This window comes from uncultured Cohaesibacter sp. (genome assembly GCF_963556055.3).
In the GTDB taxonomy this organism is placed as follows: domain Bacteria; phylum Pseudomonadota; class Alphaproteobacteria; order Rhizobiales; family Cohaesibacteraceae; genus Cohaesibacter.
In genome coordinates, this window is sequence record NZ_CAUVYE020000008.1 from 623387 (window position 1) to 648139 (window position 24753).

20 protein-coding genes, 1 tRNA gene and 2 pseudogenes are annotated in these 24753 nt (G+C 55.1%); 11 read left to right on the forward strand and 12 right to left on the reverse strand.

Annotated elements, in window-relative coordinates:
- Nucleotides 1-153: 153 nt before the first annotated feature.
- The 3 genes from ACHZB8_RS04950 to ACHZB8_RS04960 form a co-directional block, all read right to left on the reverse strand.
- Nucleotides 154-825, reverse strand: coding sequence for a TetR/AcrR family transcriptional regulator (locus ACHZB8_RS04950; RefSeq protein WP_316859054.1), 672 nt, complete (start codon nt 823-825; stop codon nt 154-156).
- A 331-nt stretch (nt 826-1156) separates the two neighbouring features.
- Nucleotides 1157-2281, reverse strand: a complete 1125-nt coding sequence (locus tag ACHZB8_RS04955; protein WP_316859056.1) for a DegT/DnrJ/EryC1/StrS family aminotransferase — start codon at nt 2279-2281, stop codon at nt 1157-1159.
- A 270-nt stretch (nt 2282-2551) separates the two neighbouring features.
- Complete coding sequence (locus ACHZB8_RS04960; RefSeq protein ID WP_316859057.1) at nt 2552-3460, reverse strand: MurR/RpiR family transcriptional regulator; 909 nt, start codon at nt 3458-3460, stop codon at nt 2552-2554.
- A gap of 294 nt (nt 3461-3754) precedes the next feature.
- On the opposite strand from ACHZB8_RS04960, the gene ACHZB8_RS04965 reads away from it, so the two are divergent.
- Nucleotides 3755-4609 (forward strand): 3-keto-5-aminohexanoate cleavage protein, encoded by an 855-nt coding sequence (locus ACHZB8_RS04965; protein ID WP_316859058.1) that lies wholly within the window; start codon nt 3755-3757, stop codon nt 4607-4609.
- A 52-nt stretch (nt 4610-4661) separates the two neighbouring features.
- Nucleotides 4662-5279: an NUDIX hydrolase gene (locus tag ACHZB8_RS04970; RefSeq protein ID WP_316859059.1), complete on the forward strand. Its 618-nt coding sequence runs from the start codon at nt 4662-4664 to the stop codon at nt 5277-5279.
- Between the two features lie 98 nt (nt 5280-5377).
- On the opposite strand, the gene ACHZB8_RS04975 is transcribed toward ACHZB8_RS04970, so the two are convergent.
- Entirely contained in the window at nt 5378-6346 is a 969-nt protein-coding gene (locus ACHZB8_RS04975) for a threonine dehydratase (protein ID WP_316859060.1), read from the reverse strand.
- 260 nt (nt 6347-6606) lie between these two features.
- Here ACHZB8_RS04975 and ACHZB8_RS04980 point away from each other — a divergent pair, with 260 nt between their 5' ends.
- A complete protein-coding gene (locus ACHZB8_RS04980) occupies nt 6607-8013 on the forward strand; it encodes a PLP-dependent aminotransferase family protein (protein ID WP_316859061.1) in 1407 nt (468 codons plus the stop codon).
- Nucleotides 8014-8032: 19 nt separating this feature from the next.
- Here ACHZB8_RS04980 and ACHZB8_RS04985 read toward each other — a convergent pair whose 3' ends face one another.
- Complete coding sequence (locus tag ACHZB8_RS04985) at nt 8033-12496, reverse strand: ATP-binding protein (RefSeq protein ID WP_316859062.1); 4464 nt, start codon at nt 12494-12496, stop codon at nt 8033-8035.
- Nucleotides 12497-12913: 417 nt separating this feature from the next.
- Between ACHZB8_RS04985 and ACHZB8_RS04990 the strand changes: the two genes are divergently transcribed.
- From ACHZB8_RS04990 to ACHZB8_RS05000, 3 genes are all read left to right on the forward strand, one after another.
- Nucleotides 12914-13276 carry a phasin family protein gene (locus ACHZB8_RS04990; protein WP_316859063.1) on the forward strand — a complete coding sequence of 121 codons (363 nt, stop codon included), beginning with the start codon at nt 12914-12916 and terminating at the stop codon, nt 13274-13276.
- A 383-nt stretch (nt 13277-13659) separates the two neighbouring features.
- Nucleotides 13660-13736 (forward strand) — tRNA-His (locus ACHZB8_RS04995).
- 345 nt (nt 13737-14081) lie between these two features.
- Nucleotides 14082-14870, forward strand: coding sequence for a GGDEF domain-containing protein (locus ACHZB8_RS05000; protein WP_316859065.1), 789 nt, complete (start codon nt 14082-14084; stop codon nt 14868-14870).
- A gap of 175 nt (nt 14871-15045) precedes the next feature.
- On the opposite strand, the gene ACHZB8_RS05005 is transcribed toward ACHZB8_RS05000, so the two are convergent.
- Nucleotides 15046-15756: a glutathione S-transferase N-terminal domain-containing protein gene (locus ACHZB8_RS05005; RefSeq protein ID WP_316859066.1), complete on the reverse strand. Its 711-nt coding sequence runs from the start codon at nt 15754-15756 to the stop codon at nt 15046-15048.
- A 392-nt stretch (nt 15757-16148) separates the two neighbouring features.
- Nucleotides 16149-16361 carry a hypothetical protein gene (locus ACHZB8_RS05010; RefSeq protein ID WP_316859067.1) on the reverse strand — a complete coding sequence of 71 codons (213 nt, stop codon included), beginning with the start codon at nt 16359-16361 and terminating at the stop codon, nt 16149-16151.
- A 447-nt stretch (nt 16362-16808) separates the two neighbouring features.
- On the opposite strand from ACHZB8_RS05010, the pseudogene ACHZB8_RS05015 reads away from it, so the two are divergent.
- Both ACHZB8_RS05015 and ACHZB8_RS05020 read left to right on the forward strand, forming a co-directional pair.
- A pseudogene (locus ACHZB8_RS05015) lies at nt 16809-17003 on the forward strand (ferritin-like domain-containing protein); the annotation flags it as partial.
- Between the two features lie 71 nt (nt 17004-17074).
- Entirely contained in the window at nt 17075-17248 is a 174-nt protein-coding gene (locus tag ACHZB8_RS05020) for a hypothetical protein (RefSeq protein WP_316859206.1), read from the forward strand.
- A 195-nt stretch (nt 17249-17443) separates the two neighbouring features.
- Here the strand turns inward: ACHZB8_RS05020 and ACHZB8_RS05025 are convergent.
- Both ACHZB8_RS05025 and ACHZB8_RS05030 read right to left on the reverse strand, forming a co-directional pair.
- Nucleotides 17444-18437: pseudogene (locus ACHZB8_RS05025) on the reverse strand (MDR family oxidoreductase).
- A 4-nt stretch (nt 18438-18441) separates the two neighbouring features.
- A complete protein-coding gene (locus ACHZB8_RS05030) occupies nt 18442-19110 on the reverse strand; it encodes a TetR/AcrR family transcriptional regulator (protein ID WP_316859068.1) in 669 nt (222 codons plus the stop codon).
- A 159-nt stretch (nt 19111-19269) separates the two neighbouring features.
- Between ACHZB8_RS05030 and ACHZB8_RS05035 the strand changes: the two genes are divergently transcribed.
- The gene (locus ACHZB8_RS05035) at nt 19270-19938 is read left to right on the forward strand and encodes a TrkA family potassium uptake protein (protein WP_316859069.1); all 669 of its coding nucleotides are present in this window, start codon (nt 19270-19272) and stop codon (nt 19936-19938) included.
- A 19-nt stretch (nt 19939-19957) separates the two neighbouring features.
- On the forward strand, nt 19958-21280 hold the full coding sequence (locus ACHZB8_RS05040) for a TrkH family potassium uptake protein (protein WP_316859071.1): 1323 nt from the start codon (nt 19958-19960) through the stop codon (nt 21278-21280).
- On the opposite strand, the gene ACHZB8_RS05045 is transcribed toward ACHZB8_RS05040, so the two are convergent.
- A complete protein-coding gene (locus tag ACHZB8_RS05045; protein WP_316859073.1) occupies nt 21268-21450 on the reverse strand; it encodes a hypothetical protein in 183 nt (60 codons plus the stop codon). The two genes, ACHZB8_RS05040 and ACHZB8_RS05045, sit on opposite strands and share 13 nt — an antisense overlap.
- 251 nt (nt 21451-21701) lie before the next feature.
- On the opposite strand from ACHZB8_RS05045, the gene ACHZB8_RS05050 reads away from it, so the two are divergent.
- Complete coding sequence (locus ACHZB8_RS05050; protein WP_394706120.1) at nt 21702-22658, forward strand: aldo/keto reductase; 957 nt, start codon at nt 21702-21704, stop codon at nt 22656-22658.
- A 164-nt stretch (nt 22659-22822) separates the two neighbouring features.
- On the opposite strand, the gene ACHZB8_RS05055 is transcribed toward ACHZB8_RS05050, so the two are convergent.
- Both ACHZB8_RS05055 and murA read right to left on the reverse strand, forming a co-directional pair.
- Complete coding sequence (locus tag ACHZB8_RS05055; RefSeq protein WP_316859076.1) at nt 22823-23314, reverse strand: DUF2948 family protein; 492 nt, start codon at nt 23312-23314, stop codon at nt 22823-22825.
- Nucleotides 23315-23438: 124 nt separating this feature from the next.
- On the reverse strand, nt 23439-24728 hold the full coding sequence (gene murA / locus ACHZB8_RS05060) for a UDP-N-acetylglucosamine 1-carboxyvinyltransferase (protein ID WP_316859077.1): 1290 nt from the start codon (nt 24726-24728) through the stop codon (nt 23439-23441).
- Nucleotides 24729-24753 lie beyond the last annotated feature (25 nt).

The following is a 24753-nucleotide window of genomic DNA, read 5'->3' on the forward strand; positions in this document are numbered from 1 at the left end:
AGGCGAGGAGAAATTTCAAGTCGCTTGTCGATCAAGGCGGGATCAAGAGGGAAACCGACGCGAAAGGGCAGCCAAATGGAAGCAAAAAACCCTGCAAGTGCCGGGACTTGCAGGGTTGACTGGGGAAAGAAGATTTTTCAGCTCAGGAACAGCTCATGCACGCATGCGTGCGGCATTGAGCAGGCGACGCTCTGTTGCCCGCGATCCCTCGTCATTTTTGATCTGGGCTGCAAAATAGGGTGACAGGCCGGACAATTGATCGAGACCGATTTGTGACAGCCGGTTTTCTGTCGGATCAAGCTTGGAATAATGTGCCATTCCGATCAGGATGCAGAGAACATGATGCAGGCTGATATGTCCAAGTGTGTCACCCGCGCCTGCTTCGGCCCTGATCCGGTCAAGCAACCGCGACAGGCCGCCAGTCAGGTTGGTGTAGTAATCCTGAAAGATCTCGAAGATCTGCCCGTCCTGAGCCCGCAGCTCGGCCAGTCCGTTGAAAATCAGGCATCCCCGACCATTGCCTTCCTCAACGAGGAAATGGCTGAAATCCAGAAGCAGATCGATAAGCTCAATTTCTGGTTGAATATCGTCGGGGCCGGCCTCATTCTTGATCAGACTGTTTAATGGAGATTTTTCCATATAGCGTTCAAGAACAGTCGCAAGAATTCCTTCTCTTGATCCAAAGCTGTTATAGAAGCTCGATCTCTGAATCTTCATAGCATCGACCAATGAGCTTATAGAAGTTCTTGATATTCCATCGGCCCAGAAACAATTCGTGGCGGCATCAAGTACTACTTCTGAGTCAAATTCTTTTGGTCGTCCCATTAGGCACCCCCAGTCATGTGTCTAAACAGTCAGGTACTTTGTATTCTGAAAGAAAAGTTACATCTCATTATATGCTACTGCAACGCTGGGAAATAATTATTTTGATTTTGATCGTACTAATACATTATTTAGTCTAAGACATCTGTTCTGTTTAATGAATTTGGAATGGTTATATTCATAGACATATTCAAAAACATAGTTGTATAAGAAATTGTGGTATTAATTTTGCCTGTATGAAGGATATATGACAGATACTTGATGTTATTGACATATTACGCATTGATCAAATGTATATAAGTAAAATAACATAGGTAATATTTAGTAAAGACGGCTAGCTCTCAAGCGTGTTTCTAATCATTTCGACTAATACGTGTTCTTCACCCGCAAATAACATGCTTCCTGTGGGTAAAGTGAAGGCTCCAGCACTCCAATAGGTACTATTGTCGAGGGAATCACTCAGAATTGAGTCTTTAAAGGCCCGCAACCGTCCAATATCGCGATAAGTCTGATATACCATGAAGCCCGCTTGATACAGTTTTTCGAACAAGACCGTTTTTTTCTCGGGCGAAATATGGACCGGATAGCTGCAAAGGCGGCGCCCTTCATTCCGGGGTCGGGGAAGGCTGCGAAGGCCAAGGTTGCCGAGAGCCTCGTCATAGAAACCGACATGGCTGTCGATGAGCTTTTGTTCCTCATTGATCGCTATGATTGTATTGGCAAGCTCTGTGTCCTGCTCTTTGGTCAGCTCCGAGAGCAGGTCGACAAAGGGAGCGTCATGGGCCGGGCCTTCTGCGGCTGCCATCAGGCGGTTTGACAGATCGCCTTGATCGCTCCAATAACGCAGTCGTGCATGCATCTCGGCATTGCGGGTCACGACAAAGGCGGGAATGTCCCCTTCCATTTCCCTGTAGCCGGGCAGGCAGCCGACATGAATATCACATGCGCCCACTGGCCGGGGATGGTTTGCCATCGCACAGAAGGCATCAGAGCCATCTTCGATGAGCGCAATCCCTTCTTCCCTCAGATGCTCATGCAGCGCATCGGTTTGAACGATCTGACCATAAAGATGGGAAACCACAACGGCTTTGGTCCGCTCCGTCAAAACATTGGCAATCGCGCTTTGTTCAACGAGCAGTGTGTCTGCGGCAACATCGACCAGAACCGGGCGAGCCTTGGCAAGCAGAATCGCCTGAACAATCCCGACCGGAGCAAGCGCGGGCACGATGATTTCGTCTTCGGGTTTTATGTCACATGCCATCAATGCGGTGGACAGGCCGCTGGACCAGCCCGAGCAGAAGTGAATATGCCCATCATGATAGTGACGCGACAACAAGTCTCTTGCCGTGCTGTCCGAATGCTCGGTCTGGCCAGATGCCATCGAAGCGGTTGCAGCAAATGCCGCCCCTTGCTGGAGGTTTGCGGAGTGGCCGGAAAACAATTCAATCAAATTGGACATGGATGCACCAGATCTTGGGTGAGCATTCGCGCGAAACAAAAAAGCCGATTACCAAGAGAATAAGACCAAGGGCGCAAGATCCGGTTAATCCGGGTGGTCGCAAATGCAGGCAAATCAAAACGGCATGGGGCTTTTGTGCAAACAGCGTTAATCAAGGATTAAAAAAGCCGATAGCAACGCTCGCAGGCGCAGGCAACGAAGGGCATAACGGGAGGGAGTTTCAGAAGGGAGGGAGAAGGGAGGGAAGAGGGATGCAAAGCGCGTGTTTTTCTACAGATCCTCGTCCTCATCCAGCGAAATGGCTGGCTCCAGTGGGCTGAGATACCCTTCCACCGCATGAACCTGATCGCGAAAGGCGCGCAGATTATCCACCACCGAGGATCCGCCCAACCGTGTGCATTCGGCCAGTATCAGCTCGCAGGCTGATGCCGCAGGTACGAGCGAGGGCAGCAATTGCGGGCCAGTCATGGGCACGAACAGGCCCATATCGGCAAAGGGAACAGCGGGTGACGACATGGTGTCGGTGATCGCGATGATCTTGCAGCCGCGCTTCTTGGCGACCGTCAGCAGGCGCCCCCCTTCGGATGCATAGGGGGCAAAGGTGAACAGGATGATCAGGTCATTGTCATTGGCCTGCCCGAGCACATCGAAATGCGAACCGTCAGGGCTTTCAAGCAACTGCATTTTCGGCATCGCGATCTTGCCCGCATAGGCCAGATAATGGGCAAAGGCGAAGGAAGATCGATAGCCCGCAACATAGACGCGGGTTGCCTTCAGAATCTCGTTGGCGATCCTCTGAACGGCCTTTTGCGTATCCGGCTGGAACAGGCTGGTGAGATTTCCGAGCGTCGCCTTGCCGATATCAAAGAAGATCTGGGAATCCGCGTCCCAACGGCCATCCTTCTGCAAGGCCGCGGCGCGTTCCTCAAACCGGACCTCCCTTGCCTGTACTCCGTCCTGGAACACCGCGCGGAAAGGTTCGAACGTCGAGAAGCCGACTACCTGCGCCAGACGAACAATGGTCGAGGGGTGGACATCCGCCGCCTTGGCCAGTTGCCGCACGGACTTGAAGGCGACATCCGCCGGATTTTCCAGAATATAGGAAGCTGCCACCTTCATTTGCGGCGAGAGATCCGCATAGCTGTCCCAAAGGTCTTGGCGCAAATCATCCAGTGTCATGTCGGTTCACTTTGCTTGCTTTTGTCAGGCGGCCGCCAGACAAACCCCAGGGCATGTGAGGGGCGACCGGCAAACACTCTTGATACTTCTTACAAAAGTTGAACCAGTTTGGCAAAGCGCAAGGCACCCAACTTGCCAGCAGAATGGACCATGGAGTGCAAAACATGGTTCCTGAGGCGTCATCTAGACGGTTGAAACCGGGTTTTACCCTTTGCCCTTTGCCCGTTTGGCGCTAAGTTGGCATTTGTCGCTTTTTATATACGCTAAAACAATTTGCCGTTGGACGATTGATGGATGTTTGAAATACCAAAACCGCTTGTTGTTGCCTTGAGTGCGAATGGTCTGAAGCGGTCAAAGAGAGATTATCTTGCCTTGCCCCTCTCACAAGCCGAACTGGTAACCACCGCCCTTCAGGCAAGAGAAGTGGGCGTTCCGGTCTTCTCCTGTTCCGCCCGCAATCCGTCTGGTCAGGCCAGCCTTGATACCGATATCTGTCGATCCCTCGTTGACGCGTTGCGACAGGTTTCGTCCGGGGCAATGCTGGTGCAGCTCGAACTCGACTTGCAGTCCCCTCAATCGGTTGCCGACAGCGCGGCTGTTTTGTCCGCAGCAAAGCCGGATGCCTGTCTTTTGCCCTTTTCTGCGGTTTTCCCCCGAGATGGTGACGAGGATGATGAAAACAGGGCGCGCGATTTGCTTGATCTGTGCGTTGATCTGAAGATCGGCGTGCAATTTGCCATGACCGATCCGGCTGACATCGACTGGTATTACGCCTTCCGTCAATATGGTGTCATTCCCGAGATGTGCCGCGCATTGCTGTTCATTCTTGGCGATGATGGCGATCGGCCGCAAAGCGACCCCCACGCGTTGCGTCCCTTTCTTGAGAGACTGGATAAACAGCATCTTTTGAGCAAGGTGGTCTGGTCCGTGGCCGCATTTGGCCTTAAGGAGACAGCATCCCTTGCCGCAGCGATGGCCCTCGGTGGCCAGATCGCACCCGGCTGGGCCTATAATTTCCACACTGCCGAGGGGGAAATGTTCCCGTCTCAGGCCGAGCAGGCTGCCAGCCTGAAAGATCTCTCGGATCGGCTCGGGCGTCCCCTCGCCAGTGCGTTTGAAGCGCGAACCATGCTGTTCGGAGCGCGCTAGAGCAACCCCTATCACTCATTCCCCTTGAGGACCCTTTCAAAGGCATGTCTAGATGACAGATCGATTCCTACCCCGCCAGGATGCTCCCAACGCCAAATTCACGCGTTGTGATTTGAAATATGATGGTTTTATCAAGCTGTCGTCTTGCGAAATGACCTATCGACGCCTGGACGGAGAACAGGATACCGTCATTCGCGAAATTCATGATCACGGCGAAGCGGTTTGCGTACTGCCCGTTGACCGCGAGCGCCATGTGGCGATGCTGGTGCGCCAGCTGCGGGCCGGGCTGGTCTATAACAGGGAACAGGACCCGATGATCCTGGAGGTCGCCGCGGGTCTCATCGATCCGGGCGAGACGCCGGAGCAGACCGTGCTGCGCGAAGCCGAAGAGGAGCTTGGCTTTCGCATCAATGATCTTCAACCCGTCGCCGCCTTCTATGCCTCTCCGGGCACGCTGACCGAGAAGATATACGGCTTCATCGCATCCTACAGCCCTGCGGATCGGACGCATGCGGGCGGGGGCCTTGCCCATGAGGGCGAGGACATCATCGTCGAGGAAATCGCGTTGGATGAACTGGGCGAGGCGGTTCTACAGGGGCGTCTGAGAGACGCAAAGACAATCCTGCTCATCCAGCATTTGATGCTGAGCGAGCCTGAATTGTTTTTCTAGGACAAGGTGCGAAGGCACCCGCAGAACAAGCAGAACAAAAGGCCGGACAATGAGATGTCTGGCCTTGTTTGTCCGGGCCTTTCAGATGGGGCCGCCGCTCAAACGGTTGGTGTTTTGCCGTCGAGCACCTGAGCCATCCAGTCGCTGTCGATATTGTGGCCACTGAGCACCACGCCAACCTTCTTGCCGGCCATTTTGTCTTTTTCCGTCATCAGGGCTGCAAGCGAGGCTGCTCCGGCTCCTTCGGCTCCATTGTGTGTGGCGCGGAAAATCAGGCGAATGGCATCTGCCACCATATCCTCTTCGACCCCGACAACCCGCTCGGCATTCTTGAGGATGATCTCAAGGGCATCCGCGTCCGGAACGCGCACGGCCAACCCGTCGGCAAAGGTGTCGCTCCGGTCTGCTTCGCACAAATGGCCCGCTTCGAAGGAACGCACATAGCCATCAACCCGCGCGGCATTGACACCGACAATCTTGGTTTTCAGGTTGAGCGCATTGCGCGCGGCAATCATGCCGCAAATGCCCGACCCCTTGCCGATCGGCACATAGACGGTATCAAGATCGGGATGCTGTTTGAGCATTTCGTAGCTATAGGTGCCGACGCCTGCGACAAGGTCTTCATCAAAGGATGGCACCATGTGCAGCCCATCACGCTCGGCCATTTGTTTGGCAATTTCGACAGCGGTATCAAAATCCTCGCCCGCTTCGATGACCGTTGCCCCGAAAGCGCGCATGGCGTCATTCTTCTCTGCCGAATTGCCCTTTGGCACCACGATGGTCGCGCTCAGCCCCTCGACCCTTGCCGCAAAGGCAAGGCTCTGGCCATGATTGCCACGGGTTGCCGAGATAAGGCCTGTTCCTTCGGGAAACCGGGCCTTGTGGCGATTGGCATAGACGAGCCCGCCCCGCACCTTGAAAGCCCCGATGGGCGTATGATTTTCATGCTTCATGAAAATGTCGACACCCAGAGTATCTGCCAGAATAGGCCAATTGTAACAGGGGGTCGGAGACATGGAACGATAGACAATCGCTTCGGCTTTTTCAAAATCCTGACAACTGAGCATGAGGGCTTTCCTTTTTCCGGTCTCTATTGCGCAGCCGCCAAGGGAGCACGCAATAATAGGCTTCTGGCCTATAGTCTGTGTTGCAAAAATCATGACAAAGGATATTGTATGGTTCAAATCATAAATTGTATGGGGTGCAAGATAATTGCATTCCATACAATTGACGAATAGTCTTTCGGGCCGGGCCTGAAGGGGGTGGCAGGATCCTGCGATGCAAAAAGCCCTGACAACCTCGAAGCAAAGAACAGAAAGCCACTTTGATGAAAGAGCAAAAGGCGAGCTGGTGCCCTGATATTGCTGGCTGCAAGGGAGCGAAATATCGCGCCATTGTCGAGGCGATGCAGCAGGATATCAAGAATGGCGTTCTCAAGCCGGGTACGCGGCTTCCCACCCAGCGCGATCTGGCCTGGATTCTCAATGTCAATCTCTCGACCGTGACAGAGGCCTTCAAGGAAGCAACGCGCCTGCGCCTCATTGCTGGCGAGGTGGGGCGCGGGACCTATGTGTTGCCCGGAAACTCCGCCGCCCAGCTTTATGCCATTGATCGTGCCAACGAAGAAAATGTCATTGACCTGTCCACCATCAAGCCCGCACAAGCCTTCTCCAACGACCATGTGAAGAGCTGTTTCGCCGCCCTCATGCAACGGGACGATCTGGCCAGCATGATGGGCTATCACGCCTCCTCGCTCATCCAGCGCAGCCGCGAGGCGGTCAAGCAGCTTTGCCTCAAACGCGGCTTTCATCCCAAGAATGAGCAGATATTCCCTTGCGCAGGTGCGCAGGCCGCTCTGTTTGCCGCGCTGCAATTGATCGCCAAGCCCGATTTGCCGGTCTTGGTGGAAGAACTGACCTTTCCGGGCATGAAGGTGGCTGCACGGCAAATGGGCCTGCGGCTGGTACCCGTGTCGATGGATGACAGGGGCATCCTGCCCGAAGATCTTGACCGCGCATCAAGAGCCACCGGTGCCCGCATTCTGGTTGTCAGTCCGATGTTGCAAAATCCCACCGCCAGCACCATGGATCGGACCCGCCGCAACGAGATTGCCGAGATGGCCGAAAAGCTTGACCTGCTTGTCATCGAGGAGGATGTCTATGGCGGATTCTCGAACCTGCCGCCCCTGAGCCTGCAACTGGCAGGGCGTGCGATACTGGTCGGTGGTCTGTCAAAGCTGGTCGCGCCGGGGCTCCGCTTCGGCTATATCATTGTCACCATCGATGCCGTCAAATCCCAACATGCCATGGCCACAAATGTGGACCTTGACGAACTGATTCATGTGACAAGCTGGATGGCCGCGCCCCTGATGCTGGAGCTTGCCTGTGACTGGATCGAGAGCGGTGCAGTCGATGAGCATATGGAATGGCAAAGGCAGGAAGCGCGGGCACGCCAGACACTTGTCAGACGACGGCTTGGTCTCGCACCTTTGAGAAAAAATCCTGCCGCCCCCCACCTCTGGATCCCTGCCGGAGACAATACGCCCTTCAAGGGCTGGAACGGGGAACAACTCGCCGCAAGGGCAAGAGCTGCCGGGGTCGATCTCGTGCCCGCATCGACCTTCTGTGCGGGCAGAATGCAGTCCGATGGCGTCCGGCTTTGCGTCACGGCGCCAAGGGACAAGGCCGAACTGCTGGAAGCCTGCAAACGTCTTTCGACCGCCTGGCTTTCCTGATCTGGCCTTCCCGACAGGTCTAGATGACGGGTTCTGCTTCCTGTTCTGGCAAAGCGTCAGAGACCGCTTCTCCAAACGGGAAGACGACCTGAACCAGCGTGCCGTGATCCTTCTCGCTGGAGATCTCGAACCGACCGTGATTGGCCTCGATCAGTGCCTTGGTCAGGGGTAGGCCCAAACCGCTCCCTTCCGCAGCGCTGCGCGTGGTGGACGAGATTTGCCGGAATGGCTCCAGTGCACGCTTCATCTGCTCCGCTGTCATCCCGATACCGGTGTCCCTGATCCTGAGGATCACATCCCCGCTATCCTGTTGCGAGGTCGAGACGATCACCTGGCCACCGGCTTTGGTGAACTTGACCGCATTGGACAGCAGATTGAGAACGATCTGGCGGATCGAGCGGCGGTCTCCCACGACATGAGCCAAGCGTGAGCCAAGCGATGTGCGGATGATGATCTGCTGCTGGTTGGCCTGTGGTTGCATGATGCCAACACATTCGGCCACCAGCCGATTGAGTTGCAAATCCTCGAACTGAAGCTCGAGTTTGCCCGCCTCGACCTTTGACAGGTCAAGCAAGTCGTTGACAAGGCTCATGATATGGGAGCCCGAAAGCTTGATATCCTTGAGATAATCCTTGTATCTTTCCGATCCGATCGTACCGAAACGCTCTTCGATCATCACCTCGGAAAAACCGATGATAGCATTGAGTGGCGTCCGGATTTCATGACTGACCTTTGCCAGAAATTCGGATTTCTTCTTGCTCGCATCTTCAGCCTTGAGCTTTTCGGCCAGCAATTCTTCCTGTGTCCGTTTCCACTCAGTGATGTCGCGCAGCACCGCACAAAACCGGTTGGTACCGGGAATGGATACCCGGCCCATGGTCATCATCAGCGGAACCAGACCACCCGAGGAAACCCGGCCAATGACTTCGCGGCCTCCATTGAGCATGCTGGCAAAGTCATTTCTCTTGAGGGTTTCGAGATAGTCGAGTGCATCGCCGTGACTCTCTTCGACAAAAAGATCGATGAGCGCATTGCCTGCCACCGCATGGCGATCCACTTCAAACAGGGCCTCTGCGGAATGGTTCATCCGAAGGATGCATCCTGCCTTGTCCAGCACCAGAACGCCATCGGTTGCGGTGTCAAGAATGGCCTCGAGTTCGGCGATCTTCTCGTCCTCTTCAGACACCCCCATGCCCGGCAGATTGTCTTTTGCCTGTTCAAAGCAGAGCATTGCGGCAGGCACATCGCCCCAGTTGATCGAGGAGATATTGGCAAGTACGGAAATCGGTTGACCGGTCTGTGTGCGCAAGGTCGTTCGGCCATCGACCTTTGTCAGCCAATCCCCCGGACGGCCCGTGAAAAGGCCTTCCATGCCGCCTGCCTGCTGCAAGTCTTCGCTGGACGCAAAGCGCAGAAGCCGAAGCGCGGTCTTGGAGGCAAACAATATCTGGCTCTTGGCCGAAACGATGATTGCCGATGGCAGCTTGTTGAGCAGATCAACAAGCGCGGATTTCTGATCGCTTCCGTCCCAAAGGCTTTTTTCACCAAGCGCGGCGACCCCCTGGATGGTTGCCGCGGTTAGGGCTGGCGAGGATTCCTTGGCCAGCTCAGCACGATTTGCCGCAATATCATCATCAGAATCATCATCAGACGGACTTACCCCGGCTTGCTCGGTCAGCGCCGTCGCGTTACCTCCGTCCTCATCGGCGAGGGGGGCGTCTTGTCCTTCCCAGAGGGCCCGTATTTCAAAATGGTGACGGTTTGAAACGGGCTGCCCCTGTCCCTGCTTGAGAGCGGCCTCGATTTCCCTGAAGGCTCGCGCATCAGGTGAGCTGTCCTCGTCAAAGTCGCTTGAACTCTGAGGCTCCCCCACGGGATCTTGAGGCTCCTCCACAGGATCTGAAGCCTCTTGCGGAATATCCTCTGCTTCAGCGAGCGTCACCGTTTCTGCTTCGGTCGGGCTTTCGGACACACCATGCCCATCGGACGCCGCATGTGTGGCCTCGCTTGTGACCAGCTCCCCGGTTCTGGGCTCGGCCTCCTCATCGGCTTTCTTTTGGCTGTCCGCCTGCTTGTCGCCATCGCCCTTGCCGCCTTTGACATGCAGATGGCGCAAGGCCGGATCGAGCGCCAGAATCTCACGCATCGCATTGCTGGCCGCAGACCGGACCCGAGTGTCCTTCTCGGAGCGTTTGTCCAGAAGCTTGTGCAGAGAATCCTGCGAAGATCCCCATGGAAGAGACAGGCGATCCTGCTCCTGCACGTTTGGCGTCTTGCCCGCGAGGGGATCGCCGGACCCGGCAGCTATCTCATCTGGTTTCAACGGGGTGCTTGCGATATCCGAATCCGAATTTTCGGGGCGGGCGGAATCGATTGGATCCTGTCGTCCTTCGGTCGCATCAGGCTGCTGATCATCTTCATCCTCTTCGTTGAGGACCGGGATGTCTTCAAACTCGCCATAATCTTCGTCGAGATCCTCTGCGGGCACGCGCTTTTCGAAGGGCTCATCGTTGAGTGCCGCCGCGATCTGGTCAAAAGCGGTCTGCTCTCCTTCGCTCAAGTGCCGGTCCTCGTCCGGATCCTCCCCACAAACCCCTGAAGACGACGACGGAGAGAGGCGTTCGCGAATGCCTTTTGTCTTTCCACTGAGCAGAGACAGAACCAGACTGTATCCGTCCTGGAAAAGGCCGGATCTGGACTGCTCCGATGCAAGATCATCTTCAGCGACGGTTTCGTCTGATAAGGCTTGCTGGTCTGACTGGTCTTCTGGCCTCGTTTCGGTTTCGTCAGGCATGTCACTCACCCCGGTTGGTGTGGCATCCGAATTCTGTGGTGTCTCGCTTTTGCTTCGATCCTGAGGCGATATCACTTCTGTTGTTGTTTCGACGGCATCCCTCGCTGCCTGAAGCAGATCGTCAGACATGAGTAGAGTATGATCAGAAGATTGTGGCGCATCTTCGGCAAATGTGTGCGCCTCGTCATCAGAACAGAGCGGTCCGGTCTCTTCCTCGCGGCGTGCCTCCAGGGGACGGGCTTCCTTGGGCCGGCAAAGGCCATACCCCCGAAATCCCTGAAATCCGTGGAAGCGATCAAAGATCGGTAACCCGGTCAGCTCGACAGGGATTTCAAGCTGCCCTCCCTCCACAGGCCACCAGACGCCGAGGCTTGCCCAGGTTTTGCGCGCTTGGAAGGCCTTGAGAATCGCACCCCCTGCATCGATGTTGAGGTGGGAGACGATATCGGCCCACTCCTTGCCCCTGATATCGGAGCAACGGGGACCAACCGCCTTTGCCAGATCGTTCGAGACATATTTGATCCGTCCCTTTTCGTCGCTTTCCCAGACAAAATGCAAGGGGCCGCTGGTGCCGGGGAAGCTGAAGGAACCTTGATCGCTCTCGCTCTCGCTCTGCACATTCTCCTTGCGCGATTTGGCAAAGGAAAGCCTGAAAACATTGCTCGCAGGTTCCCGACCCTCTTTTCCCGCCCCATCGGAGACCGGGAGCGTCTCCTGTTTCTCGTTGTCCGAGAGGGGCCTGTCTGGGAAATGCTGCTCGGAGACAAAGGGGCCAAGATCGCTGTCCTTGAGACGATCTGGCCCGGCAATCAGGTTTTCCTCGAAGTCTTCTGGCTCAAACGGGTTGGCAAAGACATCAGCCTCATCGGACTGAAGGTCCTCTTCGCCCGGTGTTGGGCCTTCGCCCTCCAGAGCCGAAAACGGGTTCTTGAAGTCTTCCGTCAACGCGAAGAAGGGCAGGGCAGAAACGCTCTTCGGATTTGGTGCAAGGATCAGATAGCGCCCGACCGGAGCATCCGAGACCCGCGTAACCGCGATTTGCAGATCCGCGACCGGATCGCTCAGGGATCCCGTTGCAACAGCGGCCTCGGCCCTGTCCGATATCTGGAGCTTGGCAAGAAGTGCAACAAGCACAGGTTTGTTTTCCGCCTCAAGCAGAGGAGCAAAGCTCGCAGAGCTGGCAATAATGTCGCCCCTGCTGTCGGCCAGGGCTGCAACCAACTCGCCATCGGAGGCCAGCGCGTCGAGAAGATCCTGTTCGGGATCCAGTTTGAGGGTTCTGAATTTGGGAAGCCCGGAAATCTCTGCCAACGGCTTGGTCGCAAGAACCATCAGCACCGTTTCATTCTCGATGACCAGTTTCTTGCACAGACAAGGGGTGGTGATTACGGTGTCACCGAGAAAAAAGCGCAGATTATCGAGCGTCGGCGTGTCTGCTCGGGCATTGCGCGCAAGGCGTGCCAGATGCCTGCGCGCCGGATGAACGTCTCCGAAACTCCTGTTGAGCAAGGACTCCATGCTCGTCTCGCCGAAGAAGGCAAGCCCGGCAGCGTTGGACCACAAAATATGGTTCCCGTCTCCGTTCCAGATCCATGCAGGTCTTGTATCAAGCAGAACGGCACCGATCGACGGATTCGCTGAGAGAGTCAAAAATGGCATAGCCAGCGAGGCTGAATGAAATACAGGCATGGCTTAATTTCGTGTCTCTGACAGAGCCATTCACCAAAATACGACGGTGAAAAGCGATGAATAAGTTAAGAAACTGTTATGACATTTTCGTGCAGAGAGGTCCAATATTTCAGCGGTTTTGACGCCCTCAATCCTTTTTCTTAGTTAATGCGCTTAATTAGAAATACACAAGGGGTTGGCCCGGATTTTCCAAGAACATTGGTATTATTGGCAGGAGTGCAAAAAGAATGCGCCCCCTGTTGCTCACATGCCGGGCGCATTGAACAGGACATCATGCCGGGTCTGATATGCGATTTCGGATCCTTAGGATTACATACGTAAAAAGACGTTAGAAATAGATTGCATTGCAATGCGGTCTTTGATATGTTGCAGTGCACAACGTGCGGAATTTTCGCACTGATCGAAAGGATATGCTCAATGACAGAAACGGCAGAAAAATTCGAGATTCCCTCCCAGTTTCGTGAATTTGCCGAAATGGGCATCGAACAGGCCAGAAAGATATCACAGGATTTCATTCTCGCGATGAGCGACACCGCTGAGACCGCAGAGAAGAAAGCCTCCAACTTGCGCGCAAACTCGCTTGAAGTGAACAGGCAGGCCTTTGACTATATGGAAGAAAGTGCCAAGGCATCTTTCGAGCTGGCTGATGCTCTCATCAATACCAGAGACCTCAGAACAGCTTTCGGCTTGCAGACAGACTATATGCAGGCCCGTATGCAGAGACTGGGCGAAGTGGCCCTGCAAATGAACGAGACGATGACCGCCACCAATCGGGACTGAATGGGAAGCACAGGATTTTCACTTCGAAAGGGGACTTGGCGCATGGCCTCCTGGGAACTTGCGCCATTCCTCCCTTGCCAAGTGATTTATCAATAATAATATTGCAATCTGAGAATAGTATTTTAACGAATTGGGTCTATACTTATTTTAATCGCATCCGAGCAAATCTCGGACAGAAAGTTTCCTCCTGAGGGCTGTAATTGACTATTCCCTTCAAATCAGCCCTAACCTGAAAGAAGATCCGCATCTCCCTTGCGGGTCTTCTATTTGCTTGAGACGAGGCTCAGGGTGACGTTTTATTGACAAGCTGTGGGCAGTCTTCAAATCGGCTCTTGCAATTTCCGCCAAGCTTCCCTAATAAACAGCCCACCACCAAGTGATGTGCAGTCGTAGCTCAGTTGGTTAGAGCGTCGGATTGTGGCTCCGAAGGCCGGTGGTTCGAATCCACCCGACTGTACCATTCCTCTGGTCTTTCAAGGCCAGACGTCCCCCTCGAAAACTCCCCCACATAAACACGATCCTCTCGCCCCTGGCCGACGGTCCATCCTTTGCGTGTGCCAGATATTCCACATCGAAGTTGCCGGAATCATGTCGGTATCTTCCCCCGAAGGATACTCTCATGCCCGCGCGGTGGCGGCCTGTGAGGATACAGAAGCGCCTTAACGGAAAATAAAGCCTGTTCCGAATTGGACGGTCATTTGCCTTCTTTTTGTGCCAAAAGAGCAGTCGCAGGCATTCGCTTTAACGAAACTTTATATTCGCGGGCGTATCCAAAACATGTCTGCATTGGGGGGCAGCGAGAAGAATGAAAGAGTCAATTGCAAGAGTGTGCGTGATCACATTGGGCTCGATATGTGCCTCTTTGATCACGACATCCATCTTATTAATCCTTTTTACCGGTGGCGTGTCGAGCACCGCACTGATTATCGCCGCCTTGGTTCCCATTATTGCGGGTGTTCCGGTCACCACGGTCTTTGATAGACAACGCCAGAAGGTCAAAACCGCTTTGGCGGAGCTTGAAACCGCCCATCGTCAGCTTGAATGTCTCAATAGCGAACTGAAATTGCAGGCCACGCATGATTACATGACCGGCGTGTTCAATCGGCGCCATTTTGTCAAGCTTGTCTCTGAGGCTCGCAAGGCCTGCCCACATGGAACCCTGATCTGCATCGACGTCGATGATTTCAAGCGCATCAATGACACCTATGGCCACAATGCCGGCGATCTTGCCCTAAAGGCCATCACATCGACCATCTGCGAGCTGACCCATGACAGGGACATCGTTGCACGGATCGGCGGCGAGGAATTTGCCATTTTCGTGCACCATGCGTGCTACGAGGAAATTCTGAACCTGTCCGAACGCATCCGCACGGCAATTGAAACGATGAGTTTTTCGCCTGCTGAGGGAAAGGTACATGACATGAGCGTCAGCATCGGGATCGCCTTTGTTGCCGAGGCCGGGGATTTCGACAGTCTGGTCAACAAGGCTGACAAGCGCATGTATGATGCTAAGGAAACCGGCAAGAACCGCATAGTCCTTTCCCGAATTGAGGGATCTCTCGGAGGTCGCCTGAGGTTGCTTGAGGACGTCTGAGGTCGCCTGAAGACGCCGAGAAGCTGAGCGGACTGCATCCTGCCCTGATGCCATTGCATGGTGAAGAGGGTTCGGTTTTGCCATGATCTGAACCAGCCACACAAAAACCGCCAGCCCTCGGTTCCCCAAGACCTGGCGGATCGTCATTTTCCAAACTGGCAATCGGTGGCGCCAATCAGTCCCGCGGCGGGACCAGAACACCTTTCTGAACCGCAGGACGCTCCATGAAGCGGTTCAAATAGGCGACAACATTCTTGTAGGAAGCGAAATCGACAAGCTCTGCCGCGTCATAGACGCCCAGAATGGGGCGCAGCCATGGGGCAATCGCCATGTCGGCGATGGAATAGTCACCCGCGATCCAGTCCTTGTCGGCAAGCTCTCCGTCAAGCACATTCAAGAGGCGTTTGCTTTCATTGATGTAACGTTCTCTGGGGCGAGGATCTTCGATTTCCGCGCCTTTGAAACGCACGAAAAATCCCATTTGTCCGAACATCGGCCCGACGCCCCCCATCTGGAACATCAGCCATTGAATGATTTTTGCCCGTTCACGCGGACTGGAGCCGATGAACTGGCCGGTTTTTTCAGCCAGATAGATGAGGATGGCGCCGGTTTCAAACAGGCCGATGGGGTCGCCGTCCGGCCCGTGCGGATCAATGATGGCCGGGATCTTGTTGTTTGGATTGAGGGACAGGAAAGCGGGGCTTTTCACATCCTCGTCAGTGAGGGTCACTTTGTGAGCTTCATAGGCGAGCCCCATTTCCTCCAGCGCAATCGATACCTTCACCCCATTGGGTGTGGGGAAGGAATATAGCTGAATGACGTCGGGATTTTGGGCTGGCCAACGCTCGGTAATGGGAAAAGCGGACAATGGATTATGGTCGGTCAAGAAAGGTCTCCGTTAGCTGTCTACTCGATTGATCGCAAGCCGGACAAGGCGGCAGGCACAGGTGTCATGATGGAGATAAGGCTCAAACGATCAGAATGTCAGAGCAATAAGCAAAAGGATATTTCAATTTCAGACATTTTGGGAGAAATATTTTGCGGTGGCCTTCAACCGTTCCGGCCTCGCCCATGCTGCGCATTCCATAAATGCGCTGACACGTACCTCATCTCATCCTGAGCCTTTCGGGGATGAGAGGGCAGCGTGAATTCTCTTTTCGGAAAACAGTGCGCAGCGATGGTCTTGCGCGAGGCCTCAAGTTCAAGGCCCCGTATCCTTTCGCGGCAAAAGGAACGCCAGTTGATGGCAAAAACATCCCGCAAGGATGGTGGACTGCCTCAGGCAGCTTCCCTTACTACAGCGTCCTCATCAGAAAGGGGTCCCAGCTTGGTGAAAACCGAAGCGAGCAGATCAAGATCGACGACATATCGTTCAACCAGAATGGCAACGATCAGCGCCTTCTGAGAATAATTCAGACCCAATGTATCGATTGCTTCAAAGATTTCTTCTTCGTCAAGCAGATGCCGACGAATGCCGTCAGACTTAGACATATATCCCCCTTGGCCAGCGGCCAACAGCGAATGGGCGTTTCGTATCCTGGCCCCCACGGCAAGACACGTTCGGTTCTCCGCTAAAAGATCCCATAATCATGGTTGATGAATATGGTTAACAAAAGATTAATGTTGCCTCGATTTATATGCGGTTGCCCAATTGCAGACGCGATCATATGGTGTTTGGACACCATGGTGAGGCATGGTGATTTTACCGATGTTGACCTGTGGTAACTACCTAGAAAAGTATAGGGGTTTCAGAGGGTCCCGTGCGCGAAAGCTCGACATTCTGTGCAGCATGGGAGATATCTCGCTTCTTTTCTTGCAAAACATATACAACTTAAACCACTATAAGAGATATTGTTGCATGTTCCGTGTTTGAAAGGACCAAAGAAGATGTCAAACGACAAGACCATTGAATATTTGAATACCGCACTCCAGATGGAAATGAGTGCTGCGCATCAGTATCAATTGAACGCGCAGGTTCTTGAAGATTGGGGTTTGACCAAGCTTGCCAAACAGATGCAGGAAGAAATGCGCGAAGAATGGGGTCATTCCGATCAGTTCATCGCTCGTATCCTGTTTTTGAAGGGAAAACCCGAACTGGCCTTCGAAAAGCCACCGGTCGTGCATGACAATCTGGTCGATCTGTTCAAGGCCGATCTGGCAGACGAAGAAAATGCGATTGAGGTTTACACCAAGGGCAGCCCAAGGTGGCCTATGAAGTCGGTGATATCGGTTCCAAGGCTCTGTTCGAGGGAATCGTTCTTGACGAAGAAGGGCACAAAGCCTGGCTCGAATTGCAGCTTGATCTGATTGATCGTCTTGGCCTGAAAACCTACAGCGCCAAATTCATGCAGGTTGGCGAAGAGGAAGACGCAGACTAAGGCACAGACTAAGACGCAGACTATGACTGGGATCCGGCACAGCCCGTCGGGCAAATCCGGTATTGTGGCCATGTCTGGACCATGCCTTCACAAAGGAGGTATCGGTACGGACGTCTCAAAAGACCCGCATTGAAATATCAATGCGGGTTCTTGTGGTTTCTGCTGTCAACTTGGCCCTGAAACGGGAAGAGGGAATCAGGAGAGGTCCGGTGCGACAGGAACAACAATCCGGCCGCGGATCTTGCCCTCAAGGAACTGCGGCGCGACGCCAATCACCTCATCAAAGGCTACCTCACGCTCCATGGCCGCCAGCTTGGTCATGTCCAGATGCTTGGCAAGCTCAGCCCAGGCCGCCTTGCGCACATCAATCGGGGCCATGACGCTGTCCACGCCTTTCAGGGTCACACCGCGCAGGATGAAGGGCAATGACCGTTGTCGGCAACTCATGGCTTCCCGCAAGGCCGCAGGCTGCGACCGTGCCGCCATATTTGATCATCGACAAGAGGTTGGCCAGCACCTGACCGCCGACCACATCCACCGCCGCAGCCCAACGCTCCTTGTTGAGAGGACGCGGTTTGACGAGCAGGTCCTCGCGATCCAGAATCGCACCTGCGCCAAGTCCCTTGAGATAGTCCGCTTCGCTTGCTCGTCCGGTTACCGCAACCACCTGATAGCCCTTGGCTGCAAGCAACGAAACCGCGACGCTGCCAACGCCGCCCGTTGCCCCCGTGACGAGCACCTCTCCCACGTCGGGCGTGATGCCATTGCTCTCAAGCGCCATCACGCAAAGCATGGCGGTGTAACCGGCTGTTCCAATCGCTGCTGCCTGACGCAAGCTGATGCCTTCTTGCAGAGGGATCAGAAAATCACCGTTGACCTGGGCACGGGTGGCGAGGCCACCCCAATATTTCTCGCCCACGGACCAGCCATTGAGCACGACAAGATCACCCGGCTTGTAGTCATTGTGGCGACTTTCCACGACCTTGCCGGAAAAATCGATACCCGGAACCATGGGGAAGGAGCGCACCACCGGGGACGCCCCGGTAATGGCCAGCGCATCCTTGTAATTGAGTGTCGAGAAGGCCACGTCGACGGCAACCTCTCCTTCGGCCATAGGCTCAAAGGTAATCTGGCTCTTGGTGACCGTCTGGCCCTTGTCGCCCTTGTCGATCAGAATGGCATCAAACATAGTTTCATCCTTGTGATTGGTGCGGAGAAATAGAGAGAAGAGTGAAAAACCCATCGGCAAAGCGCCTGAGGGGATCGGGCTTGCGTTCAAGCTTGGCGCGCAGGACCGCGCCTTCCCATCCGATCCAGAAAAACTCAGCCATTGCAGCAGCATCAAGCTCGCACGAAATCTCGCCCTGCTGTTGCGCCAGCACCAGACAGGCCGCCGTGCGCGATTGCCAGTCTTGCAGCACCTCGATCAGGCGACTGCACATGGCATCAGGGAGAACGGCCATTTCCTGACCAAGATTGCCCACGAGGCAGCCGCGGCGAAAATCATGCTTTGCCATCCCCGTTTCGGCGTCCTTGATGAAGCCGCGCAATCTGTGAAGCGGGGAAAGCGTGTCATTGTCGAACCAACTCATCAGCTTTGCCGCAAAATAGCTGTGATAGGCTTCTATCAGGTCCTGTCCGAAATCGGCCTTGGATTTGAAGTGGTGATAGAAGGTTCCCTTTGTCGTGCCGGAAGCTTTCAGAATTTCGTCGACGCTGACATCGGAAAAGCCGCGCTCGGTCAGATAGACAAGGCCCGCCTTGATCAGTTGCTTGCGTGCAACCTGATCGTCCGGGGCCTTGCGGGGTCGTCCACGGTGCTTGACGACATTTTGTTTTTCTGGTGGCGAGTTCTGTGTCATGTCTATTTAATAGACCGATTAGTTTGATAAATACCATGGACAAAAACGTATGGCAGGAATGCGGATGGTCTCACCCGAACATGCCGAGATCAAAGATTGTCAATTTCAGCCAACTGGGTCTAGTATGCAGGCATGACGTCTTTACGGGAGATTGCATTGATGAGCAGTCGCAGCTTTGCTGTTATCGGCCTTGGAACATTCGGCAGCACGGTCGCCATGGAACTGGCCAATTTTGGCAATCCGGTGATGGGGATTGACAGTGACGAGCGCAGCGTCGGCCGACTGGCTGACAGTCTGTCAGAGGCAATCATCGCCGATGGCAAGGACGAAATTGCTCTCAAGGAAGCGGGAATCGCCAATTATGATGTGGTGGTCATTGCCATTGGCGAGGATCTGGAGGCCAATATCCTGTGCACCATGAATGTCAAGTTGCTGGGCGTGAAAACCATCTGGGTCAAGGCGCTCAACCGCACGCATCACCGGATTCTGAGCAAGCTTGGTGCGGATCGGGTCATCCTGCCGGAACAGGAAATCGGCCAGCACATCGCCCAGATGCTGCATAATCCCAATGTCCGTGACTATGTAAGCCTTGGCAATGGCTATCACATGGTTGATTTCAAGGTGCCCAGACAACTGGATGGCAAATCCACCAAGGATCCAGAGCTTTTCCCGGCAGAAGAACTGCGTGTGCTCGGAGCCATGCGCGAAAGCCAGTTTTTATGCGACAAGACATCGGACGTGATCCTCAGGGAAGGTGACAAGCTCCTCTTGCTTGGCAAACGGGCCGACTTGCGACGCTTCGGCGACAGCGTGCGCGAACGGGGTTGACCGGATGGCCGGACCATTGATGAAGAAAAGAGTGACGCTGCTGCCGCCACCGCTTGTGCTGGTCATGCTTTATGGCGCCCTCATCGTAATCGGCACGCTTGCGCTCAAGCTTCCCTTTGCGACGTCACTCGATCATGTGTCATGGTCCGACGCCTCTTTCACGGCCACGTCCGCAGTGACAGTTACCGGCCTTGCGGTGCTTGACACGGGCTCGGATTTCACCCTCTTCGGTCAGATCGTCATTGCCTGCCTCATTCAGCTTGGAGGTCTGGGCCTGATGACGTTTGCGGTGCTGATCCTGACCATGCTTGGCCTGCCGCTCGGCTTCAGCCCAAATCTCTATTTGCGTGAAGATCTCAATCAAACTTCGGCAACCGACCTGCTGGCGCTCACAAAAATCATCCTGCGGCTGGTCCTTTTCTGCGAGTTGGTTGGTGCCGTCCTGCTCGCGCTGGTTTTCGTGCCGGATTTCGGCTGGTGGCAGGGGGCATGGGCAGCCCTGTTTCACGCCATATCTGCCTTTAACAATGCCGGTTTTTCGCTCTTCTCGGACAGCCTCAGCCGCTGGGTCAGCGATCCGATCATCACCATCACCGTTCCATTGCTGTTCATCGTCGGCGGACTCGGCTTCACGGTCATTTCCGATCTATGGAAAACCCGTGAATGGCGGCGTTTCAGCCTTCATACCAAGTTGATGCTGGTGGGCACCCTGTTGCTGCTTGTCACCTCGACATTTGCCATCGCGGCTCTTGAATGGAACAACCCCGCAACTCTGGGCGGGCTTGACTGGATGGGCAAGCTGGGAGCGAGCTGGTTCCAGGCTGCCTCGACCCGCACCGCTGGCTTTAACAGCATCGATATCGGAGGTCTTGAGGACAGCACTTCCCTTATCTTTATCATTCTGATGATCATTGGAGCAGGCAGCACCTCGACCGGCGGAGGCATCAAGGTCACCACCTTCATTGTGCTGGTTGCCGCCACATTCACCTTTTTCCGTCGCCAGACGGAAGTGGATCTGTTTGGTCGGCGCATTGGAGCCGAACAGGTCATGAAAGTTTTGGCGCTGACCATGGTGACGCTGGCTCTGATTCTGGTGTCCCTGTTCGTCATGCTGCTGTTTCATGAGGGCGAATTTCTCGATCTCGTATTCGAAACCGTTTCGGCCTTCGGTACGGTTGGTCTCTCGCGTGGAGTGACTGGCGAGTTTGATGACATCGGGCGCGTTGTTATCATGCTGATCATGTTCGTCGGCAGGGTGGGGCCCTTGACCATCGGTTTCATGCTCGCCGCACAAAGGCAAAAACGCATATCCTACCCCTCCGGCACGATCTATCTGGGATAGATGAGCCCGTGCCCGGCCTCATGTCTGGCCCCATGTCTGGTCTCATGCCCGGTCTCATGCCATGACTGTGCCTGCTCTATGCCAGCTCCGTGCCCGGTTGATGCCCAGTCCCATGTTCGGCCCCGATCTGGGGTAACCGTGCCGACGGTCTGAATTTGCGATTTTGGCATTCTCGTTCCATCCTTTATACTATTGACAAAATTGTCAGGTAATTGGGATTTTTTCGGTCATCGCCAAAAGAAATACCCCCGTGCGGGATGAAGTAGCGGGACGGATCCATCACCCGGCTTCAACCGGATCGATTGGCAGGAGCGTTTCGAAGCTGGACCCGCTTGGACAGAGGGGCTGGTGGCCGGTCAATGGCGGACTGAAGGCTGCCCGAAAGGCGGCCGAGCTTGAGAGACAACGGGAGTATCTCGAAATGGCAAAGACAGTGAAACTGGGACGTGAAGGGCTTGTCGTGCCTGCCATCGGTTTGGGGTGCATGGGGATGTCCGAATTCTATGGCGAGTCGGACAAGGCCCAGAATCTGAAGGTCCTTGACCGCGCACTAGAGTTGGGATGCAGCTTCTGGGACAGCTCGGACATGTATGGCCCCTTCACCAATGAAGCGCTTTTGGGCAAGGCACTGTCCGGCCGCCGCGACCGTGTGATCCTTGCAACCAAATTCGGTATTTCCCGCAATGAAAAGGGCGACTGGTTCGGCATCAGGGGCGGGGCCGATTATATCAGGCAAGCCTGTGAGGCATCCCTCAAGCGCCTTGGTACCGACTATATCGATCTATATTACCAGCATCGCCTTGATCCCAATACCCCGATTGAGGAAACCATCGCCGCCATGTCGGAGTTGGTCCGGGAAGGAAAGGTGCGCTATATCGGTCTCTCCGAAGCAGACGCGAGAACCATCGAGCGGGCGCACGCCATCCACCCGATCAGCGCTGTGCAGACCGAATATTCCTTGTGGTCGCGTGATGTCGAAGAAGAAATCCTGCCGATGATGCGGCGTCTTGGCATCGGCTTCGTCGCCTATAGTCCATTGGGCCGCGGATTCCTGACCGGTGCTTTGCGCAGTCGGGCCGATTTGTCTCAAGGGGATTGGCGGCTGGAGAATCCCCGCTTCACCGATGAGGCCATGGCCGCAAACCTTGCGCTGGTCGAGCAGATCGAAACAATGGCGAAACACAAGGGTGTCCAGCCAGCCCAGCTTGCGCTTGCCTGGCTGTTGTCCCGTGGTGAAGATATTGCGATGATACCGGGCACCCGACGGATCGAACGCCTTGAACAAAATATTGCCTCTGCCGAGATCGAGTTGACTCCACAAGAGGCTGACATGCTGACAGGTCTGGCAGACATGGGTGTGGTGGGCGCACGGTACTGATCCGCGCAAATGCAAAAAGGGCGCAAGTTCTGGCGCCCTTCATCTTCTTCACAAACGATCTGGCTTGCGGCTGGAGGCTACAACAGGGCTCCTCGCCAGCTGTCCGTCATGCCTGCCTTGCAAGCCAGTGCTGGCCGCGCATCGTGGCTTTCGGACAAAAGGGATCAGTCGGCGGCCTTGATCTGCTTTTCGAAATGCTCGGCAGCTTCATGCTCGGGCAGATTTTCGGTCTCCCATGCTGCTCCGGTATCGGTGAGCTGTGCTTCGATGCATTCAACAGAGAGACGCAATTCCGCATCCCCCGCAAAGATCACCGAGATGGTGCCATCCGGGCCTTCACCATTGGGCTCGAAGGTGAGCGCCAGAAGATTGAGCACCGCGTCCTTGGCATCCATGCGGATGTTGCGGCTTTGCACCGAGGTCACGCGGCTGAAATGCAACACCGCCTGATGGCGTTCGAAACTGGCTTTGCTGCCAAACATGCGGCGCTGTTGCAAGACCGCTTCTTCCCAGGCGAAGCGATTCATCGCCATCACCAACTTGCCCTGTGACTTCTGCCAGGAGATGTTGCCCACCTTGACCACGGCATCCTGTGTCTGGCTCGAAAGAATATCGAGATCCTCTTTATCCAGAGCTGCGAGTTTGAGCATGGTCATGACACTCTCCTTGACTGTCGAAGTGAGAAACGAAAGCCGTTGCTGGCCTTGTCCATCACATAGGCAGAGACGGGGTGAAATGCAAGAGAGGGCATGATTGTCTCATGCCCGCACTCAGCTGTTTTTACGCGGAAATTCGCTCGATGGTGGCGCCACAGGCGCCGAGTTTGTCTTCCAGCCGTTCAAAGCCGCGATCAAGATGATAGACCCGGTTGACGGTTGTCTCCCCTTCGGCCACAAGGCCGGCTATGACCAGCGAAACCGAGGCTCGCAAATCGGTTGCCATGACCTGCGCCCCGGTGAGCTTGTCAACGCCCGCCACATGGGCTTTCTGGCCATCCAGCGAGATCTTGGCACCAAGCCGGGCCAGCTCCTGCACATGCATGAAGCGGTTTTCGAAAATCGTCTCGGTAATGGTCGATGTGCCGTCCGCCATGGTCATCAACGCCATGAACTGGGCCTGCAAGTCGGTCGGGAAACCCGGAAACGGATCGGTCGCCACATCAACGGATTTCAAGGTCGTGCCATTGCGAGCAATGCGGATGCCGTCATCCGTCGGCTCGACCGTGGTTCCCGTTTCTTCCAGCACATCAAGGGCCGCCTGCAACAGGTCTGCCCGAGCGCCCTTGAGCGTGACATCGCCACCGGTCATGGCAACTGCCATGGCGTAGGTGCCGGTCTCGATCCTGTCCGGCAGAACCGCATGGCGGGCACCATGCAACTTTTCCACGCCCTCGATGGTGATCGTGGAGGTGCCTGCACCGGAGATCTTTGCCCCCATCGCAATGAGGCACTCGGCCACATCCACGACTTCGGGTTCGCGCGCCGCATTGTGCAATATCATGGTGCCCTTGGCCAGCGTTGCCGCCATCATCAGCACATGGGTTGCACCCACAGAAACCCTCGGGAATTTGTATTCGCCACCTTTGAGGCCGTTGGGTGCCTTGGCAACGACATAGCCGTTTTCGATGTCGATTTCTGCCCCCATGGCGCTGAGGCCATCAATGAAAAAGTCGACCGGGCGCGTGCCGATAGCGCAGCCACCGGGCAGGGAAACTTCGCAATAGCCCATGCGCGCGAGCAGCGGACCGATGACCCAGAAGCTGGCACGCATCTTCGAGACCAGATCATAAGGAGCGCATGTATCGATGATCTCGGTGGCCTGAAGATGCACGACCTGACCGGCCATGGAATCCTGACCCGGACGCTTGCCCTCGATCATGTAGCTGACCCCGTGGTTCGAAAGGATCTGCTGCAATTGCTGCACATCCCGCAAGCGTGGCAGATTTTCAAGGATCAAAGGCTCATCAGTGAGAAGCGAGGCGATCATCAGGGGCAGAGCGGCATTTTTCGCTCCCGAAATCGGAATTTCGCCATTCAGCTCGGCACCACCAACAATGCGAATTGCATCCATTTCAAACTCTTTCTGTTCTCGGCCA